Consider the following 18,647-nt stretch of genomic DNA (forward strand, 5'->3'; position numbering starts at 1 on the left):
AGCAACACGGAAGGTGGGCGAACACCGATGAAAGTGCCGATGCGGTGGCTGCGCGAACTCGTCACGACCGATCTCTCGGCCGACGAACTCGCGGAGCGACTGACACTGGCCGGACTCGAGGTCGAATCAATCGAGCGTATCGGGGCGCACTGGGACAACATCTATGTCGGCATGGTAGAGCGTATCGAGCCCCATCCCAATGCCGATCGGCTGGTTTTGGCTACGGTCAATGCCGGAGCACACCGTTTGACCGTTGTCACTGGCGCACCGAACATCGCGGTAGGGCAGAAGGTGGCATTGGCACTCGCCGGAGCCACACTTTATGATGGCCACAGCGCCGAACCGAAATTGACTACCCTCAAGCCGGCGACCATCCGTGGCGTGCGGTCGGAAGGCATGGTGTGCTCCGAGAAGGAACTTGGCCTGTCTGAAGAGCACGAGGGAATCATGGTTCTCGATCCCGATGCTCCCGTCGGTATGCCGCTTCGTGAATATCTGGGCGACGAGGTCCTCGAGCTCGCAATTACGCCCAACCGTGTCGACGCGTTCTCGATCGTGGGCGTGGCACGCGAGGTCGCTGCCCTGACCGGAGCCCCCTTCCAACTCCCGGCACTTGCCACACTCGAAGCTCCAGTTGATCCGATCCTCGGAACGATCGAGGCGACCGACCTCTGCGCCCGCTTCGTTGGTGTAGCACTCGAGGGTATCCGCGTCGAGCCCTCGCCGTGGTGGATCCGTCGGCGACTCCAGCTCGTCGGTATCCGACCGATAAACAACGTCGTTGATGTGACGAATTATGTGATGGTGGAATGGGGACAACCACAGCACGCCTTCGATCGGCAGCGCTTGCGCGAAGGGCGTATCGTCGTGCGGCGTGCCCGCCCAGGAGAGGAGATCGAAACGCTCGATCACATCCGACGCACACTGACGCCTGACACACTTGTCATTGCCGACGCCGAGCGACCAGTCGGCATTGCCGGCGTCATGGGGGGGCTCGACAGCGAGATCACTGAAGAGACGACAACTGTTCTTCTAGAAACTGCGAACTTTCACATGTTGAGTATCCGGCGGACCGCTCGCGCGCAGCGCCTTCGCACCGAGGCATCGGCACGCTTCGAGCGCGGACTCGATCCCAACCTCTGCTGGCTCGCAGCCCAACGCGCCGTGCGTCTGCTCACTGAGTTAATTCCCACCTGCCGTGTGGTTGCTTTTGTCGACCACTATCCGTCTCCTCGGTTGCCACGTCGTATCGAGCTGCCGCGCACTGAAATCCCGCGTTTGCTCGGCGTTGACTATCCTGATCACGAGGTGCTTCAGGTCTTCCAACGACTCGGCTTCGTGACCGAGACGCACCGGGAGGACGACCGATCGATCTGGATCGTCGAGGTACCGACCTATCGCAGCGACGTGACCATCCCTGCGGATCTTGTCGAGGAAGTCGCCCGGGTCATCGGGTATGACTCGTTGCCCGAACGTCTCCCGGTTGGACAGACCGTTCCGGTCGAGATCGATCCAGAATTGCGCCTCATTCGGCAGATTCAAAACGGCCTTGTTGCCGCTGGACTGCACGAGATCATCACCTATCCGATGGTTGATGACGAGACGCTCCTGGCACTCTCTCCAAGTGGGGGTTCGGTGCCAGAACGGCTTGGTTTCTACCAGCGACCGTGCCAGGAGTTCGTGCGGGCGCGTAACCCCATCCGTCCGGAGTGGTCGATCATGCGCCCATCCCTTATCCCGACCTTACTGCGAAACGCGGCGGAGCAACTCAAGTTCAACGATGCTGTGGCCGTCTTCGAAACTGGCAAGGTGTACCTGCCGCGCGGACGCGACGAGTTACCTGACGAGCGCCGCGCTGTCGGTTGTCTTCTCGCTGGCCTGCATGCACCGCGCGATCTGTACCACGAGGAGCGTCCTGTAGACTTTTTCGACCTCAAGGGTATCCTAGAGACACTTTTGCCACGCCTCGGTGCGCAGGATCTCGTCTTTCGCCCGATTGTCCATCCGACCCTCCAACCGGGTCGGAGCGCAGAACTGGTGTACCGCGGCATGCCCATCGGTATTCTTGGGGAAGTGCTCGTCACCATCGCCGAGCGGTTCGGTATCGCTCAGCACCACAGAGTGGTCATTTCCGAGTTCGATATTCCCTCGTTGATCGAACTCGGTCTGGAGCCGGTCACCATCCGTCCAATTTCTCGCCATCAACCGATTGAACAGGATTTCGCGATCGTCGTGGACGAGGCGACTCCAGCGGCTGACGTTGCTGCCGCCATTCGGGCTGGGGCTGGGCCACTCGCGGCGGCAATACGACTCTTCGATGTTTACCGCGGTCCGGCCATACCGCCCGGCAAGAAGAGCTTGGCCTTCCGTGTGATTCTCTCGGCACCTGACCGAGCACTCAGCGACACGGAACTGCAGCGTGTGCGCGAACGGATCGAGCAGCAAGTCCGTCGACGGGTCAAGGGAGAGTTCCGCCGGTGACATCGAACTCAACGCCTGAGAGTCTTCCTCCCCTTGAACGCCTGCGTGGAATGCAGGATGTGGGGCCAGCACTTTTCCGACGACGCCAGGCCGTTCTCCGGCGTATCCTTCGTATCCTCGAACGCCACGGGTACGCGGTGATTGAGACCCCGATCCTCGAACCGACCGAGCTTTTTCTCCGCAAGGCCGGCCCAGAACGTATTGCCCAACTCTACGCTTTTACCTTTCGGAATCGCGAAATGGCGTTGCGGCCAGAGCACACGGCGTCCGTTTTGCGCTATTACGTCGACGCCCGGCAGAATGATCCATTGCCGCTCCGTTTCGCTTATGCCGGGCCGGTATTCCGGTACGAGCGTCCCCAAGCGGGTCGCACACGCCAGTTCACTGAGGTGGGGTGCGAACTCCTCGGGGCCCCCGGTGCAAGTGGTGACGCTGAAGTGATCCATCTCGCGGTGGAGATTCTCCAGTCGCTCGGGATCGTCCCGCGGATCGTGCTCGGGCATGTCGGAATTGTTCTCGACTTTCTCCAGCGCTTACCGCTCCGCCAACGGGCGCGGGACTGGCTTCTCTGGACAATGGAACGGCTGCGCAAGGGACAAGACGTCGATCTCGAGGCGGAACTCCCTGCGCTCACCGGCAGTGCCCACGTCGCCCAGCTGACAAGGGAATTACGGGAGAAGCTACACCCCTTGCAGCCCGAGGAACTCGAGCGACTCGTCCTAACACTCCTCCAAGAAGTTGGCATGCAAACGTCTAATAGCTCCCGCACACCTGACGAGATCGTCCGTGGTGTCTTGGCAAAACTCGAGCGGAGCGCGGATCAGCAGGCACTCCGTCATGCCTTCGCTTTCGTCCGTGAACTTGCTTCCATTTCCGGCCCACCTGATGAGGTCCTGCCCGAGCTTCATCGGGTCATCGCACGCTACGAACTCGATGCAACCCCCTTGCGTCAGATCGATGATTTGCTCGAACTTCTTGCCGCGTACGGTGTCGCCTCGCAGCAGATCGTTCTCAACCCAGGCATGGCACGCGGTCTCCACTACTACACCGGCATCCTCTTTGAGGTTTATCCTGAGAACGATCTCGGCCGTCAGCTCTGCGGCGGTGGACGATATGACGATCTCGCTCAACTCTTAGGCGCACGGGCTCCTTTACCCGCGTGTGGTTTCTCCGGTGGGCTGGAACGTATCGCTGATCTGGCGTCCCTTCCGGACGTCCCGGCAGCACCGCGCCTGCTCGTGGCAGCGGCTCAGCCAGAGGCACTCGCACGAGCTGAACAGGTCGCGGAAGCACTGCGTGCACGAGGAGCCATTGTCGAACTCGACGTGCGGCAGCGTTCCGTCTCCGCGAATCGCCGCTACGCTCGTCGACGTGGATTCATCCAGTTGCTCGTCGTTGACGTTTCCGGCTCTGTCCTGCATTGGGACCTTCGGTCGAATGAGGAACGAGACACCGATGAGTGAACCGTTGCGGCTCGCTATTGCTTCTAAGGGTGCTTATGAGGAAGCGACCCTCCGCTTCTTGGAAGGTGCCGGGCTCAGTGTCTGGCGCCCCAACCCCCGCCAGTACGTCGGCCGATTGTCGGGTATTGATGGGATCGAGGTGCTGTTCCAGCGCACTGCTGACATCGTTCAGCAGGTTGCGACCGGCGGCGCTGACCTCGGCATCACCGGGTACGACCTCGTTGCCGAGTTGGCAGGAGATGATCCAGAGGTCCTCGTGGTCATGGAGGATCTCGGATTTCGCCGTTGCGAGCTGGTGTTGGCCGTGCCTGAGAGTTGGCTCGACGTGACGACGATCGCCGATCTCGCTGATCTTGCAGTCGAGTGGAAACGCCGTGGCCGCACGTTACGAGTTGCAACAAAGTTCCCGAATCTCACGAGGGAGTTCTTGCTTCGAAATGGCGTCCATTACTTTACGCTCGTTGAAGGGCATGGCGCACTAGAGGTCGCGCCAGCCCTCGGATATGCCGATCTCATTGCCGATCTGACCGAGACCGGTGTCACGCTCCGCGAGAACCGGCTCCGTGTTCTGGAAGGTGGCGTCATCCTCAGCGCTCAGGCGTGTCTCATCGCCAGCCGGAAATCGCTCTGCCACGCATCTGAGAAGCTCGAGCGCGCCCGCATCGTGATCGAGCTCATCGAGGCCCGCCTTCGGTCACGGCGTTATCGCCTCATCACGGCGAACATCCGCGGCCACGACGAAGAGGACGTCGTCCGCCATGTCACTGCTCATGTTGCGACCACTGGTGAACTCGGGCCGACGGTCGCCCGCGTCTACCCGAAATCGGGAGACACCCGCTCTGGATGGTATGAGGTCACGATCATCGTTCCTGCTCACCTCTTGCTGGAAGCGGTGGATCACTTGCGCCTGGCTGGCAGCACTGGCATCACCGTGACGTCGCCTGACTACGTGTTCGATTCCCGGTCGTTCGCGTTCGAGCGGCTTTGTCGAGCGCTGGAGGAGGGAGCATGACGGGAGTGATCCGGCTTTTTGAGGATCTCCATGCTGCGCGGGCCTTCTTGGGACGTCCGCGTCAGCTGCCAAGCGAGCTCCCTAATGCAGTACGCGAACGCATTCGCTCCGTGTTCGGTGCGGAGCTCTCACCGCTTCAGGTCGTCGAGCGGATCATCACAGCTGTGCGTGAAGAGGGGGACAATGCTCTGCGACGATTCACGCTCGCCTTCGACGGCATCCCAGTCGAGGACTTTCGTGTACCGGAGGATGAACTTGTCAGGGTCGCTGCCACGGTGCCTGCGGATGTGCTCACAGCACTGCGCTTTGCACGCGACCGTATCGAGCATTTCCACCAGCGGACACGTCGGCGTTCCTGGATCGAGTTCGATCGCGATGGTGCGTTTGGACAGCTCGTTCGCCCGGTCGATCGTGTTGGCATCTATGTTCCAGGTGGCCGAGCGCCGCTTCCTTCCTCGCTGCTTATGACTGCTATCCCGGCACAGCTCGCTGGCGTTCGTGAGCTCATCGTCTGCACCCCACCAGGACGGGATGGGCGGATCGCACCAATCGTCGCCGCGGCAGCACATCTCCTGGGCATTCGTTCCGTCTACAGACTCGGAGGTGCACAAGCAATCGCCGCGATGGCCTTCGGGACCGAGTCAATTCCCAAAGTTGACATCGTCGCTGGCCCAGGAAACCTCTTCGTTGTGCTCGCGAAGCGGCTCGTTTATGGCGAGGTCGGGATCGACCAGCTTCCCGGTCCCACAGAGACCCTGGTCATCGCTGATGACTCTGCCCATCCCGCACTCTGCGCAGCTGATCTCCTGGCGCAAGCCGAGCACGACCCGCTCGCCAGCGCTATTCTCATTACGACCAATCCCGGTCTCGCGCGCGCGACGATCGACGAAATTGAGCGGCAGCTCGCACGTCTCGAATCGGCAGACATCGCGCGGAGTGCGCTCGAACGCAACGGAGCGATCGTCATCGTCCCCGATTTGGAGCAGGCTTTCGAATTGGCAAACCTCTTTGCGCCGGAACATCTGTGTCTGTCAATACGGGACCCCTGGCGCTATCTCGATCGCGTCCGGAACGCTGGCGGCGTGTTCCTCGGTGAAACCTCACCCGAGGTGATCGGCGACTATACCGCTGGACCAAGCCACGTCATGCCGACAGGGGCAACCGCTCGGTTCGCCTCACCGGTGACGGTCGAGACGTTTCTCAAAGTCACGAGTGTGATCGCTGTCTCGCCTGAGGCCCTGGAGCGACTCGGTGTTCCCGCCATGCAGCTGGCTCAAGCTGAAGGCCTACCAGCACATGCCGCTGCGATCGAACAGCGGCTGGAGCGAGTACCGCCCCAATAATCGTCAAGATGGAGCCAGGTGGCGAAGCGCAGCGAGGATCCGCTGTTCAAGTGTTTCTGCAGCTCGGACGTCCGGCTGTACCGCAGCCATGCGCGCCTCCTGGGCGGTATAGCCGAGCGCTTGGAGTGCCGCCAGAAGCTCGCGGTCGAGCTCGTCCACTCCGCTCGATGGAACCGGTGACGGAAGTCGTCCACGGAGCTCCAACACGATCCGGCTTGCCGTTTTGCGTCCGACTCCGGGCGCACGTGCGAGTTGCTCTACCTGTTCCTCGCGGATCCACTCCGCAATCCGTTCCGGCGGCGCCAGAGACAAGACACTTAACGCTCCTCGTGGCCCCACCCCGCTCACCCCGAGCAACGAGAGAAAGAGTTCCAGCTCGGTTTCCGTCGCAAAACCGTAGAGAGCAAGTTCCTCTTCGCGAACCATCAGGTGAGTGAGCAGCGAGATGCATTCCCCAGGGTCACCAAGCTCCTGCAAGGTCGTCGCCGATGTCTGCACGCGAAAGATGACGCCTTGAACATCGACGAGCAGTTCACCCGGTCGTTTACTCACCAGTGTGCCGCGGAGGCCTCGAATCACGTGTCGCGCTCCTCGACGAGCGGCAACTGTACGCCGTAGATGCGCTGGGCATTCTCGCCCAGCACAGCTCTAAGCTCCGACTCGGTTAGACTCCCTTCACGCTGTACGCGCTCCAGGAAGCGTTTCTGCCGCAATACCGGATAGTCGCTCGCAAACAGCACACGCTGCTGACCCACAAGATCGACAACCAGGCGAAACACGCGAAACCGGTACAAGTACGTGCTCGCCGCAGAATCGTAGACGACGTTGTTTGTCGCCACTGCAACTTCAGGCATCAACTCATAGAAGGGGAGTCCACCGCCCCAATGTGCCGCCACCACTGTCACATCAGGAAAGCGCTCGAGGAATCGCACAAAACGCTGTGGCCATGCGGTTCCCTTGCCAGCATAGCGGTGGCCAAGCGGCTCGCTCACGTGCGCCATAATAGGACGGCGTGCGGAAATACAGGTTTCAACGAGGTCACTGAGTGCCCCAGGTTCATCCCAGGCGAACCCTTGAGCATCCGCATTGAGTTCTCCAACTCCGCTCGCACCGCGTTGGAAACAGCGCTCTGCTTCACTTGCTGCCTGCCGCTGATGCGGCACAACTGTTGCTAGCCATGCGATACGGCCAGCGCTCCGTTGTGCAGCCTCGGCCAGATACTCATTGTGATACGCGCAGAGTCCAGGGTCCGACCAGGGAAAGCCGGCGGCAATGGAGACTGTAATTCCAGCCTCGTCCATCGAAGCGACAAGATCCTCTGCCGTTGCGAGACGCGCGCGAGGATCCGAATACAGTTCGGCGAACCATCGATCTCGTTGGCAGAATTCAGCCCGTCGCTGGACGATTTCGGGTGGAAAGATGTGCACGTGAGCATCAATAACGGTTCTCATCCACCGTAACCCAGGCTCAGGATCACCCCGACGATTGCGATGAACAGGAGTAAGCCAATGACGATCAAGGCGACAATCCAACGACTGCCAGCCCCGTGACGTTCAGCCTCCGCTTCAACTGGGGTCGTCGCCGGCTTGAGCCACGCAACAATGGCGGAGGCGTTGTCCTGACTGCCCTGTTCGAGCGCGCGCTCGACCAACATCCGCGCTGCCCGCTCGGGTTCCGCAGACAGCGCGATCGCCGCGAGTTCCTCGTCACTCAGGACATCGTGAACACCATCCGACGTGAGGACAATGCGGTCGTCACTCATCAAACGGAGCTCGAAGACATCGACGTCCACTTTCGGGCGATAACCAAGTGCACGCGTGATGACATTCCGATAGGCACTCCCTCGCGCCTCTTCTTGTGTCAGCAGGCCTGCTTCTACCTGTTCAGCGACCAGCGAATGGTCGCGAGTAATCTGCGTTGGGCGACGAGCACGAATCAGATAGGCACGGCTATCACCAACATTTGCCACGGTCAGGTTCTCGCCGCGGACCACTGCCGCGACCAAGGTTGTCCCCATTAAGTTGGTCTCACCGTGTGGCTCCCATTCGCGGAAGATCCGCCCGTTCGCCAAACGAAACGCCTCCTCGAGCCGTTTCGCGACCTCAGTGGGCGGAACGGGTGACGCAAAGAAGTGCTCACGGAGTGTTTCCACGGCCATCTGCGCAGCAACTTCTCCTCCCCGATAGCCACCCATCCCATCGGCGACAGCGAAGAGAACGCCGTTCTCTTGCGCCTCCGGACTGGTTGGCTCGACCACGAGGACCGCATCTTCGTTCTGCTCTCGAACGGGACCAGGATCGGTTGCAGCCCCGACAAGGAACGTTGTCTCACGAACTCGCGCACGGGCAACCACGGCCTCAGGCCACCTTCCTCTCGTCCTTAGGCCCAAGTATGAGCCCTCGCGTCTCCTCCCGCAACACGCCGCTTGCGACTGTGCACACTGCACCGATTCCTTGGGAACCGACCACTCATCTTCTGTCACGATGCTGTAACACGCGGAGCCGCCAAACAGACTACTCTAGAGACAGCGGGAGATTCCCCGTGGGAGGGAGTGTCCAGATGGAAACCCGGTGGCAATCGCACCAGCGCACTGAGGAGTGGCGCGAGGACATTGTTGGTCCGTGGATGCTCCGATTCTACGTCATTCAACCTGCTCCCAGCCAGTGGGTCGCAGTCGGCTTGGTGGCGACAACACAGGGGTATGTGTTTCTTACGGGTTGCGGCCAGAGCGCGTCGGATGCCCTGTCCGAGCTACGTCACCGTCTCCTCCAGCGATTCTCATCCGACGTGGTGCGGGATCAGCGCGTCACTCTGGTCGGTTGTGCTGCTTAATCGCTCGGGGGACGCCGAGACGAATACAGCTCCTTACCCTCCCGATGCTTCGCGCCAGATGCGACACCGGTTGGCCTCGACGAGTAACTTGGTCTGGTAGAGGCCTAGACCGAGTCCGGATTTCCCCTGAGAACGCCCACGTTGGAACGGCTGGAAGAGACGTGAATGGAGTTCGGACTCAACGCCTAGTCCCATATCACGGATCTGGATACGAACCTCAGAACCTTCCCGATACGTCCCGATCTCGATCCGCTCCCCGCGAAGGCTGCATTTGGCAGCGTTGTGGATGATGCTCAGCAAGGCTTACACCACGTACAAGGGGACGATGCCGACCGCCAAATCAGGAGGGAGCTGAACTTCCAGTCGCAACGGCCCAAGCTCCTCGCCGAGTTCGCGCAACATCGCGGACACACGTTCGGTAATCGGAGTGGAACCTCTTCTCTGCTGTGTACCTGCCTTCTGCAATTCCGCCAGCTGGAGCAGGCGCTCGAGCATGTCCCGCAAGGAACGGTCGGTAGTCAGGAGAGCTCGTAGAAGTGTGGAGCGTTTCTTCACACTCAGCGCTTCCCACTTCGTCACGAGAAGCTGGGCAATCTGTTGGACGACCGTAAAGTGGATACGCGGTTCATGCCAGACAAAGGATGACCGATTCCGGTTCCCGAACCGGTATCACGACCGCCTCTGGTACCTGAACAACAATTTACCAGAGACGGCACCACTCTTGATGATCTCGGTGACTTCCTCCCACTCCCTACCCCACCTGGTATGCGGCCATCGCTCTTTGATCGTGAGGAAGGACAGCGGACCAAGACGGTCCCGCAAGTGGGCCATCCCGGTACAATGCCTGCAGACCTTAAGCGGATACTGCTATGGGTTCGGCCAGCTGATATCCAAGTCCGGGTCTGGTCACAATGACCCGATGTGGCTCCTCATCTCGGAGCTTCGAACGTAGGCGACTGACCCACGTACGCAGATAGTACGTCTCGCGCACGAACTCCGGTCCCCACACGTGACTGAGCAGCTCGGCATGCCGCATGACACGGCCGGGATTTCGCGCGAGCTGCTCGAGGAGTGCCCATTCCGTTCGACTGAGGCGAACTTCTTGGCCATCGACGTAGACGCGCCGATTCTGGAGATCAATCGTCACGTGATCATAGTGGAGAACTGTTTGCCGTGGTATGTTGCGGCATGCCCGACGAAGAACCGCAGCAATTCGGGCGAGAAGTTCGTCGAGATGAAACGGCTTCGTCACATAATCGTCGGCCCCGAGTTCAAGTCCCAAGACTCGGTCCTCCGGGGCAGCCCGTGCACTGATCAAGATGATTGGAATCGTGCTTCGCGAGCGGATATCCTGCAGGACCTCAAATCCGCTGCGGTCCGGGAGGTTACTATCCAGAAGCACAAGATCGGGTTCATGCCGATCCAGCGCCTCGAGCGCACCTTTCGCGGTTCCTGCGACCACAACACTGTACCCTCGCAAGGTAAGCGCTGCGCGCAACAGTCGTTGGATTGACGGGTCGTCGTCGACAAGGAGTACCAACCGCTTCTCCATGGATAGGCCCTCACAGAACGGTACGCACGCGCACCGCCGACTTCTCTTCGTCGACCTGACCCACAGCACCTTCATAGTAGGAAAGTTCTTCTTCCTCGTCAAGAGTGTTGACCGCCCAGCATGATGGATCAGTCGAACAACCACCGCAAATGAGAGCACTCCACGAGCACGCGCCCACTCGCGCCGAAAACCAACCTGTATTTCTGCAACTGAACCACGCCGGTTCGTGCAACGGAATCGTGCGCCTCTCGCGTCGCTACCGTGCCCAACTGGACCTTGGGCACGCTCGGCCAACCAGTGAAAGCAAGAAGGCCTCTTCACCGGGCAGAGACCGGGGCGCGTGTTCTCGCCCGACACCAAACAGATCCTCGGTGATTACGCGCGAATATCATCTCTTGTCTTGGGCGCGACTGTTGGCCATACTGAGAATGAGTAGGAGCTGAGAGTTGTGTCCGAGGACCCAAATGCGCTCAAGCTGCCAAATGAGGCGCAAATTGCCTTACGCTTGGCGGGCGCCCGGGAGCAACTGACGCTTGTCGTCGACGCACTGCGAACACACCGGCCTTCGCTCGCCGAGTCAGGGACCTGCGCAGTCATTGACCAGGCACTGAAGACGCTCACTGCAGCCTTGCATGGCTTCAATCTGCTCCTCCCGCAGCCTCTCCCCGCGGAACGAGTCAGCTGGCGTAACCTGCGCGCTCGGTTTGTCGCAGTTCAAGCTGAGAGCGCAGTCCTCGACTTGGTCGAGGAACATTTGCGTCCTCATGTCGGCTGGCTTTGGTGGCTCGACCGCAAAGAGCACGCGAGCGCGTTCGCGCCTCTCCTCCGCGTCGACAGCGAAACGAGTTCCGTTGCAATTTGGCGAGATCCTTTGAATCCGACAGCTGGTGTGGAAGAAGGCACTCCCGATGAGTACCTTGCCAGTGTTTTGGATCGCATCGAGGAGTTGACTCGGGAGATCGCCCGTCTTGCTCGCAAAGACGTGGAAACGTTTCGGAAAGCCGCCCGCCGTCAACCAGGACGGATGCTCTAATTGCTCAGGGGTGAAACAAGTGCGGTCTGGAGCCGATCCACCGCGCCAGATCGGTGGGAAGGCGCGTTTCCATAGCGCTCAATGCTGGGACTGCTTGCATCTGGACGCGCGTCCTACGCACAAGTGGACAATTTCAGCCAACCATTTATCCTTTACGAGAGACGGCTCGCCCAACGGTGACCGGGGAGGTTCCCGTGATCGTCGCTCCCACGGAACGCACATGTTGTCACTGCCGGCTGTTGGGCAAATCCATGTCTCGTTCATCTTCCAGCCCACTCAACGCTTGACACGAGGCGACTCCTCTGGTAGGCTGCGAGAGGGACAAAGAGCAGTCCCGGGTGGAGTTCCATGAAACCGAGGCGGCGGTCACAAGGTTTGAGAGACAGCAACCAGCGACCAGCTAGTATTGAGGGTGTGTTCGCCACCTCAGCCTGGACGTGCTTCCTCAGCCTCGTAGTAGTAATTCTCATCCTTACGGGCCTGCCGCTGGTGGGAGGCTGAGCGAGCGCGGACCAAGACAGTGAACAAAGACGAAGCGCATCGCGAGCCTCCCCAGCGGGAGGCTCGCGATATATCCAGGGGTCACGAAGGGAGGTCAGGCGCAATGGCAATTGAGACACGTGAGCGACAGCAGGTCAGGGAAGAACCGCAGCGCGAACCACAGCTCGGAGCGCACCTCGTGATGCAGGCCCTGGTGCGTGAAGGGGTGGAGGTCATTTTTGGCTATCCCGGCGGTGCCATTCTCCCTGTGTATGACGCGTTACCTTACTACCCAATTCATCATGTCCTGGTTCGACACGAGCAGTCCGCTGCGTTCGCCGCCGACGGTTATGCGCGAGCGACCGGTAAGGTGGGAGTTTGCATGGCCACCTCCGGCCCTGGGGCGACAAATTTGGTCACAGGGATCGCCAATGCCATGATGGACTCAATCCCCATCGTCGCCATTACCGGCCAGGTCCCGCAAAGCGTGATTGGGATGGATGCCTTCCAGGAAACAGACATTACCGGTATCACTTTGCCGATCACCAAATACAACATGGTGATCCGCAGCGTGGAGGAGATCGGCCCTGCAATTCAGAAGGCGTTCTACCTTGCTCGCTCTGGTCGCCCAGGACCTGTACTCATCGACATCCCCAAAGACGTCCAGCTCGCCAAGGGTTACCTTGCTCCACGCCAGGAACTTCATCTCCCTGGCTATCGCCCCACGATCGTGCCGCATCGACGGCAAATCCGACGCGCGGCCGAACTGATTCGCCAAGCCAAGCGTCCCCTCATCTTGGCTGGTCACGGCATCCTCGTGAGCGGAGCGACAGAGGAACTTGTGCGCTTTGCCGAACGCACGCAGATTCCGGTCGGCCTCACACTCCTGGGCATTAGTGGCTTCCCAGCTTCTCACCCGCTGTGCCTCGGAATGGTTGGGATGCATGGGCATGCCCACGCGAATCGCGCCATCCACGAGGCAGACCTGATCATCGGGATCGGGATGCGCTTTGACGATCGAGTGACAGGCCGACCCAGCGAGTTCGCGCCCAATGCGAAGATCATTCACATCGATATCGATCCGGCAGAGATCGGCAAGGTGCTTAAGACAGAAGTGCCGGTTGTCGGCGATGCACGCGAAGCGCTGCGCCTCCTGCTCGAAGAACTTGAACCGCTGGAGCATGACGACTGGCTGAGCCTGATCCGAAGCTGGTACCGGCCAATCCGCACCGAGCCATCAGGACCGAATGGCATCCTCCAGCCGCAGTACGTCATCGCGCGGCTCCACGCACTCACGGAGGGGAGAGCGATCGTCACGACTGATGTGGGCCAGCATCAAATGTGGACGGCCCAGCTGTACAAGTGCGACATCCCGCAGCAGTGGATCAGTTCCGGCGGTCTGGGTGCCATGGGGTTCGGCGTCCCCTCCGCAATGGGAGCCGCGATCGGGCGCCCTGAGGCCGAGGTGTGGGCGGTCGTCGGCGACGGTGGTGTGCAAATGACCTTGAACGAGTTCGCGACGATTGTCGACGAACAACTCAACGTCAAAGTGGCGATCATCAACAATGGCTACCTCGGCATGGTCCGGCAGTGGCAGCAGCTCTTCCACAACCGAAACTATTCGGAGACGCCGATCTCGAGCCCGGACTACGTCCTGCTGGGTCAGGCCTACCGGATGGCAGCACGGCGGGTCACACGCCCGGGCGAGGTCGACGAGGCCATCCTCTGGGCCCGTTCTTTCCGCGGACCCGCACTCATCGAGTTCGTTGTGAATCAGGAAGAGAACGTGTTCCCGATGATCCCGTCCGGTGGAACGTTCCGGGACATGATTGACGAGTACCAGGTTGAGGGGGAATGGTGAGCGTGCGAAGTCATACACTCGTCGTGCTAGTCGAAGACAAGCCAGGAGTGATGAATCGGATCGTCAGTCTCTTCCGCCAGCGCGGTTTTAACATCGATTCGATCGCAGTTGGCCATTCGGAAACGCCTGGCCTCTCGCGCATCACACTCGTGGCGCAGGGTGACGACCGGAAGATCGAACAACTTGTCAAGCAATTATATAAAATTCTTGAGGTGATCAAGATCACAGATGTGACTGACGAGAATCTCATCCAGCGCGAGCTTGCGCTCATCAAGGTGGCGGCAACTGATCGGAATCGAAGTGACATCATGCGGTTGGTCACCGATGTCTATCAGGCACGCATCGTCGATGCAACCCCAGATTCGCTCATCATTGAGGTGACGGGACCGCCAGACAAAATTGATTCCTTGATCACGATGGTCCGCTCCTACGGAATTAAGGAATTGGCACGCTCCGGCGTCATTGCGATGGCACGCGGTACGCGTGCAGTTGCGACGGTTCCGCAGCCCGTTGTAGCATGAAACGCGTGTACGGAGAACGGATTCGAACGGAGGGTATGACAACCGATGGCGACGATCTATTACGACAAAGATGCCGATCTGCAGTTCCTGGCCGGCAAAACGGTGGCGATTCTCGGCTACGGGAGCCAGGGGCATGCCCATGCCCAGAATCTTCGTGATAGCGGTGTGCAGGTCGTTGTGGGTCTCCACGAGGGCAGCCGCAGCCGGGAACGAGCCCAAGCCGACGGCTTTGAAGTCTTGACACCGCGTGAAGCAGCAGCCCGCGCAGACATCATCTCCATGCTCATGCCGGACCACGTCCAGAAAGGCGTGTACGAGGAGAGCGTCGCTCCTGAACTCCGGCCAGGGAAGCTTCTTATGTTCGCCCACGGCTTCAATATCCACTATGGACGGATCGTTCCTCCGGCTGATGTCGACGTCACCATGGTAGCGCCCAAGAGTCCAGGGCACATCTTGCGTGATCTCTTCGTCCAGGGGATCGGTGTCCCGGCACTCTTGGCAGTGCATCAGGACGCGAGTGGCCAAGCCAAACAGATCGCGTTGGCCTACGCGAAGGGACTCGGGTGCACGAAGGCGGGAGTGATTGAGACGACATTCAAGGAGGAAACCGAGACCGACCTCTTCGGCGAACAAGCCGTGCTCTGCGGAGGTGTGAGCCATCTCATCCAGGCCGGTTTCGAGACGCTGGTCGAGGCCGGTTATCAGCCTGAGATCGCTTATTTCGAAGTGCTGAACGAACTCAAGCTGATCGTCGACCTGATCTACGAAGGCGGTCTCAAGTTCATGCGCTACTCCGTGAGTGATACCGCCGAGTACGGCGACTACGTGAGTGGTCCAAAGATTATCGACGATCACGTCCGGGAAACCATGCACCAGATCCTTCAGGACATCCAGACTGGTCGCTTTGCGCAGCAGTGGATCGCGGAAAATGAGGCCGGCCGGCCGAACTTCTACCGACTCCGCCAGGAACACCTTCAGCATCCGATTGAGGAGGTCGGCGAGCGTCTCCGCGCCATGATGCCCTGGCTCAAGCAACGCCAGATCCCATCTTGACGCGGGAGGGGTTCAAGAGTGCTCCGGGAAAATCCCCGGAGCACTCTTTTTGCGGCACCGATAGGTCCTCTCTGCTATACTGCTGGTGTTGTAGATGTGTGGCGCAGGGAGCGCACAGCGATCGGGGGATTCGCGAAGCGATGGCGTTGTATAAGGCGCAAAAGGCCGCGATCATCGAGCAATTCCGCCAGCACGAACAGGACACCGGATCCACAGAGATCCAGGTGGCCCTGCTGACGGAACGCATCAACATTCTCACAGAACACCTGCGCGAGCATAAGCACGACTACCATTCGCGCCGTGGTCTGATGAAGCTTGTCGGGCAGCGGCGAAGGCTGCTGCGTTATCTGAAGCGGACCGATGCCCAGCGATACCAAGCACTCATCCAACGACTCGGGCTCCGCGGATAACCGCGGTGCCGATCATGATCGTCCCGGCGTTGTCAGCACTCGCCGGGTCGATCAGCATACCCAGCATCAGTCCTTTCGCGCCTCGATCGCATGGCCCAGGGGAGGAGTACCCTGGGCCGTTTCAGTGTATGGATTGAGCCACTGTTGAGGCGAGCACACTCAAGAAACGGAGGAGTGACGGAGCCATGCCACCGATCATCCACGAGCGCTCCATCGAAATCGCAGGACGCATCCTCAGCATCGAAACCGGTCGTGTTGCTGAACAGGCCGATGGTGCGGTGCTGGTTCGCTACGGCGAAACGGTGGTACTGACGACGGTCGTCGGTGCCAAGCAGCCAGTCGAGGGAATCGATTTCTTTCCACTTACTGTCGAGTACGAGGAAAAGATGTACGCAGCCGGGAAGATCCCCGGAGGCTTCTTCCGCCGTGAGGGACGACCATCGGAATCTGCAATCCTCGCTGCTCGGTTGACTGACCGGCCTATCCGGCCTCTCTTCCCTAAGGGCTACCGTAATGAAGTCCAGGTGATTTCGACAGTTCTCTCCGCAGATCAGGAGAACGAGCCAGATGTCCTTTCGATCATCGGTGCATCAGCTGCGCTGACACTCTCTGACATCCCATGGTACGGCCCCGTCGGCGCAGTACGCATTGGCGAGCTCAATGGTGAACTTGTCATCAACCCGACAAGTCACCAACTGCTTGAAAGCACTATGGAGATTGTGGTGGCTGGCACCGCCGATGCAATCCTCATGGTGGAGGGTCGGGCAGACGAGATCTCTGAGGATCGGTTCATCGAAGCAGTGGTCGCTGCCCATGAAGAGATCAAGCGCATCGTCGCAATGCAACTTGAACTCCAGGCGATTGCCGGAAAAACCAAGCGTGAGTTCATGCCTCCACAGGAGAACCTGGAACTCAAGCGGCAGATCGCGGACTACCTCGGCGACCGGTTGCGCGAAGCAGTATTCAACCCTGATAAGACACTGCGCCTACAAGCGACAGCAGCCTTGCGTGAAGAGGTGGTTGCCCACTTCGCTCCGGCCGAAGTGCAGCTCCAGAATTTCATCGCTCCCGCACAGCCAACGGCGAAGGAAGTTGGCGAACTCTTCGATGCACTGGTGAAGGACCTCGTTCGCCGCACGATCCTGGAGCGCGGCGAACGTCCGGACGGTCGCCGACCGGACGAAATCCGCGAAATCTGGATCCAGGTAGGGGTTTTGCCTCGACCGCACGGCTCGGCTATTTTCACGCGCGGACAGACACAAGTGCTTTCCGTCTGTACGCTTGGGACGAAGGAAGAAGAACAGTTCCTCGACACCTTGGGTATCGAAGAGACCAAGCGATATATGCACCACTATAACTTCCCGCCCTTCAGCACCGGTGAGATCCGCCGGCTGCGCGGGCCAAGTCGACGTGACATCGGCCACGGTGCACTCGCCGAGCGAGCGTTGCTTGCTGTCTTGCCGAGCGAGGAAGACTTCCCCTACACAATGCGCCTCGTATCTGAGGTACTCAGCTCAAACGGCTCAACGTCGATGGCAAGCGTCTGCGGTTCGAGCTTGGCCCTTATGGATGCCGGTGTGCCAATTCGCAAACCGGTCGCTGGTGTCGCAATGGGCCTCGTGACCGACCCAGAGGCGGGACGATACACCATCCTCACCGATATCCAGGGAATCGAGGACGCCCTCGGTGACATGGACTTCAAAGTCGCTGGAACACGTGATGGGATCACCGCCATCCAAATGGACATCAAGGTGATGGGTATTACCCCCGAGATCATGCGTGATGCCCTGGAACAGGCGCGCCGAGGACGACTCTTCATCCTCGACAAGATGTGTGAGGTCATCGATGCTCCGCGTCCCGAGATGTCGCCATATGCTCCGCGTGTCCTCCGCATCAAGATCAAGCCAGAGCAGATCGGCGAGGTCATCGGCCCGGGCGGTCGCGTCATCCGTGCAATCCAGGAACAGACCGGCAGCAAGATCTCGATCGAAGAAGACGGAACGGTCTTCATTACCGCGATGAACGAAGACAGCGCGCGGCGAGCAGTGCGAGAAATCGAGCGCCTCACGCGGATTCCGGAGGTTGGAGAGATCTTCTATGGACGCGTGGTCACCATTATCCCCTCCGGCGCCTTCGTCGAGATCCTGCCGGGCAAAGACGGTTTCCTCCATATCTCGGAGATCGCTCCTGGTCGTATCCGCTCTGTTGAGGACGTGCTGAAAGTTGGCCAAGAGATCAACGTGATGGTTATCGGTGTCCGGCCGGATGGCAAAATCAACCTTTCCCGAAAAGCGCTCCTCGAGAAGGAGGCCGTGGAGCGCGCTTCGGCCGCACCACCCACTGATAGTCACGGCAACCAGCGCCCGCCACAGCGTCCCAGCGCACCACTGCAGCAGCCCGAGCGCCGGCCTCCCCCACCTCCGCGCAAACCGGAGCAGCGGGGCCCCAGTCGACCGCAACGGCCTCAGGCCCAAGGATCAAGCAGGCCACCAGGCCAATATCGGATCGGTGATCGGCTCAAGCAAATCCTCCACGAGGACGAACCACATTGAACAAGCAGGTACGACAGCTCACGGTCGATCTTTCCTCAGGTCGACCGTGAGCTC

At 59.9% G+C, this 18,647-nt stretch carries 16 protein-coding genes; 11 read left to right on the top strand and 5 right to left on the bottom strand.

The features are described 5' to 3' along the window. Nucleotides 1–27: 27 nt before the first annotated feature. The 4 genes from pheT to hisD are packed head-to-tail and all read left to right on the top strand — an operon-like array spanning nt 28 to nt 6,299. Entirely contained in the window at nt 28–2,481 is a 2,454-nt protein-coding gene (gene pheT, locus NET03_RS11385) for a phenylalanine--tRNA ligase subunit beta (RefSeq protein WP_252129049.1), read from the top strand. After that, the gene (locus tag NET03_RS11390) at nt 2,478–3,944 is read left to right on the top strand and encodes a histidine--tRNA ligase (protein ID WP_252129050.1); all 1,467 of its coding nucleotides are present in this window, start codon (nt 2,478–2,480) and stop codon (nt 3,942–3,944) included. The genes pheT and NET03_RS11390 overlap by 4 nt, the downstream gene beginning before the upstream one ends. Next, nucleotides 3,937–4,956: an ATP phosphoribosyltransferase gene (gene hisG, locus NET03_RS11395; RefSeq protein WP_252129051.1), complete on the top strand. Its 1,020-nt coding sequence runs from the start codon at nt 3,937–3,939 to the stop codon at nt 4,954–4,956. Before NET03_RS11390 ends, hisG begins: the two co-directional genes overlap by 8 nt. Then, nucleotides 4,953–6,299, top strand: a complete 1,347-nt coding sequence (gene hisD / locus NET03_RS11400) for a histidinol dehydrogenase (protein WP_252129052.1) — start codon at nt 4,953–4,955, stop codon at nt 6,297–6,299. The genes hisG and hisD overlap by 4 nt, the downstream gene beginning before the upstream one ends. 3 nt (nt 6,300–6,302) lie before the next feature. Here the strand turns inward: hisD and ruvA are convergent, their stop codons facing one another. The 3 genes from ruvA to NET03_RS11415 are packed head-to-tail and all read right to left on the bottom strand — an operon-like array spanning nt 6,303 to nt 8,652. Next, a complete protein-coding gene (ruvA, locus tag NET03_RS11405; protein WP_252129053.1) occupies nt 6,303–6,878 on the bottom strand; it encodes a Holliday junction branch migration protein RuvA in 576 nt (191 codons plus the stop codon). Beyond that, nucleotides 6,875–7,750 (bottom strand): amidohydrolase family protein, encoded by an 876-nt coding sequence (locus NET03_RS11410; RefSeq protein WP_252129054.1) that lies wholly within the window; start codon nt 7,748–7,750, stop codon nt 6,875–6,877. Before NET03_RS11410 ends, ruvA begins: the two co-directional genes overlap by 4 nt. Next, nucleotides 7,747–8,652 carry a Stp1/IreP family PP2C-type Ser/Thr phosphatase gene (locus NET03_RS11415; RefSeq protein WP_252129055.1) on the bottom strand — a complete coding sequence of 302 codons (906 nt, stop codon included), beginning with the start codon at nt 8,650–8,652 and terminating at the stop codon, nt 7,747–7,749. The genes NET03_RS11410 and NET03_RS11415 overlap by 4 nt, the downstream gene beginning before the upstream one ends. A gap of 206 nt (nt 8,653–8,858) precedes the next feature. On the opposite strand from NET03_RS11415, the gene NET03_RS11420 reads away from it, so the two are divergent. Beyond that, the gene (locus NET03_RS11420; protein ID WP_252129056.1) at nt 8,859–9,131 is read left to right on the top strand and encodes a hypothetical protein; all 273 of its coding nucleotides are present in this window, start codon (nt 8,859–8,861) and stop codon (nt 9,129–9,131) included. Nucleotides 9,132–9,164: 33 nt separating this feature from the next. Here NET03_RS11420 and NET03_RS11425 read toward each other — a convergent pair whose 3' ends face one another. Then, the gene (locus NET03_RS11425; RefSeq protein WP_252129057.1) at nt 9,165–9,431 is read right to left on the bottom strand and encodes a sensor histidine kinase; all 267 of its coding nucleotides are present in this window, start codon (nt 9,429–9,431) and stop codon (nt 9,165–9,167) included. 553 nt (nt 9,432–9,984) lie between these two features. Next, nucleotides 9,985–10,683 carry a response regulator transcription factor gene (locus NET03_RS11430; RefSeq protein WP_252129058.1) on the bottom strand — a complete coding sequence of 233 codons (699 nt, stop codon included), beginning with the start codon at nt 10,681–10,683 and terminating at the stop codon, nt 9,985–9,987. Between the two features lie 448 nt (nt 10,684–11,131). Between NET03_RS11430 and NET03_RS11435 the strand changes: the two genes are divergently transcribed. The 6 genes from NET03_RS11435 to pnp all read left to right on the top strand — a co-directional run bounded on the left by NET03_RS11435 (nt 11,132) and on the right by pnp (nt 18,593). Next, a complete protein-coding gene (locus NET03_RS11435) occupies nt 11,132–11,716 on the top strand; it encodes a hypothetical protein (RefSeq protein WP_252129059.1) in 585 nt (194 codons plus the stop codon). Between the two features lie 604 nt (nt 11,717–12,320). Next, complete coding sequence (ilvB, locus tag NET03_RS11440; RefSeq protein ID WP_252129060.1) at nt 12,321–14,057, top strand: biosynthetic-type acetolactate synthase large subunit; 1,737 nt, start codon at nt 12,321–12,323, stop codon at nt 14,055–14,057. Then, nucleotides 14,051–14,578 (top strand): acetolactate synthase small subunit, encoded by a 528-nt coding sequence (ilvN, locus tag NET03_RS11445; protein WP_252129061.1) that lies wholly within the window; start codon nt 14,051–14,053, stop codon nt 14,576–14,578. Before ilvB ends, ilvN begins: the two co-directional genes overlap by 7 nt. A gap of 45 nt (nt 14,579–14,623) precedes the next feature. Then, nucleotides 14,624–15,631 carry a ketol-acid reductoisomerase gene (gene ilvC / locus NET03_RS11450; RefSeq protein WP_252129062.1) on the top strand — a complete coding sequence of 336 codons (1,008 nt, stop codon included), beginning with the start codon at nt 14,624–14,626 and terminating at the stop codon, nt 15,629–15,631. 140 nt (nt 15,632–15,771) lie between these two features. Continuing rightward, a complete protein-coding gene (gene rpsO, locus NET03_RS11455; protein ID WP_252129115.1) occupies nt 15,772–16,041 on the top strand; it encodes a 30S ribosomal protein S15 in 270 nt (89 codons plus the stop codon). A 185-nt stretch (nt 16,042–16,226) separates the two neighbouring features. Beyond that, nucleotides 16,227–18,593 (top strand): polyribonucleotide nucleotidyltransferase, encoded by a 2,367-nt coding sequence (pnp, locus tag NET03_RS11460; protein WP_252129063.1) that lies wholly within the window; start codon nt 16,227–16,229, stop codon nt 18,591–18,593. Nucleotides 18,594–18,647 lie beyond the last annotated feature (54 nt).

This window comes from Thermomicrobium sp. CFH 73360 (genome assembly GCF_023806465.1).
Classification (GTDB): domain Bacteria; phylum Chloroflexota; class Chloroflexia; order Thermomicrobiales; family Thermomicrobiaceae; genus Thermomicrobium.

Coding starts and splice junctions, on each gene's coding strand:
- pheT (WP_252129049.1), top strand. CDS start 28: ATGAAAGTGCCGATGCGGTGGCTGCGCGAACTCGTCACGACCGATCTC.
- hisG (WP_252129051.1), top strand. CDS start 3,937: ATGAGTGAACCGTTGCGGCTCGCTATTGCTTCTAAGGGTGCTTATGAG.
- hisD (WP_252129052.1), top strand. CDS start 4,953: ATGACGGGAGTGATCCGGCTTTTTGAGGATCTCCATGCTGCGCGGGCC.
- NET03_RS11410 (WP_252129054.1), bottom strand. CDS start 7,750: ATGAGAACCGTTATTGATGCTCACGTGCACATCTTTCCACCCGAAATC.
- NET03_RS11420 (WP_252129056.1), top strand. CDS start 8,859: ATGGAAACCCGGTGGCAATCGCACCAGCGCACTGAGGAGTGGCGCGAG.
- NET03_RS11430 (WP_252129058.1), bottom strand. CDS start 10,683: ATGGAGAAGCGGTTGGTACTCCTTGTCGACGACGACCCGTCAATCCAA.
- ilvB (WP_252129060.1), top strand. CDS start 12,321: ATGGCAATTGAGACACGTGAGCGACAGCAGGTCAGGGAAGAACCGCAG.
- ilvN (WP_252129061.1), top strand. CDS start 14,051: ATGGTGAGCGTGCGAAGTCATACACTCGTCGTGCTAGTCGAAGACAAG.
- ilvC (WP_252129062.1), top strand. CDS start 14,624: ATGGCGACGATCTATTACGACAAAGATGCCGATCTGCAGTTCCTGGCC.
- rpsO (WP_252129115.1), top strand. CDS start 15,772: ATGGCGTTGTATAAGGCGCAAAAGGCCGCGATCATCGAGCAATTCCGC.
- pnp (WP_252129063.1), top strand. CDS start 16,227: ATGCCACCGATCATCCACGAGCGCTCCATCGAAATCGCAGGACGCATC.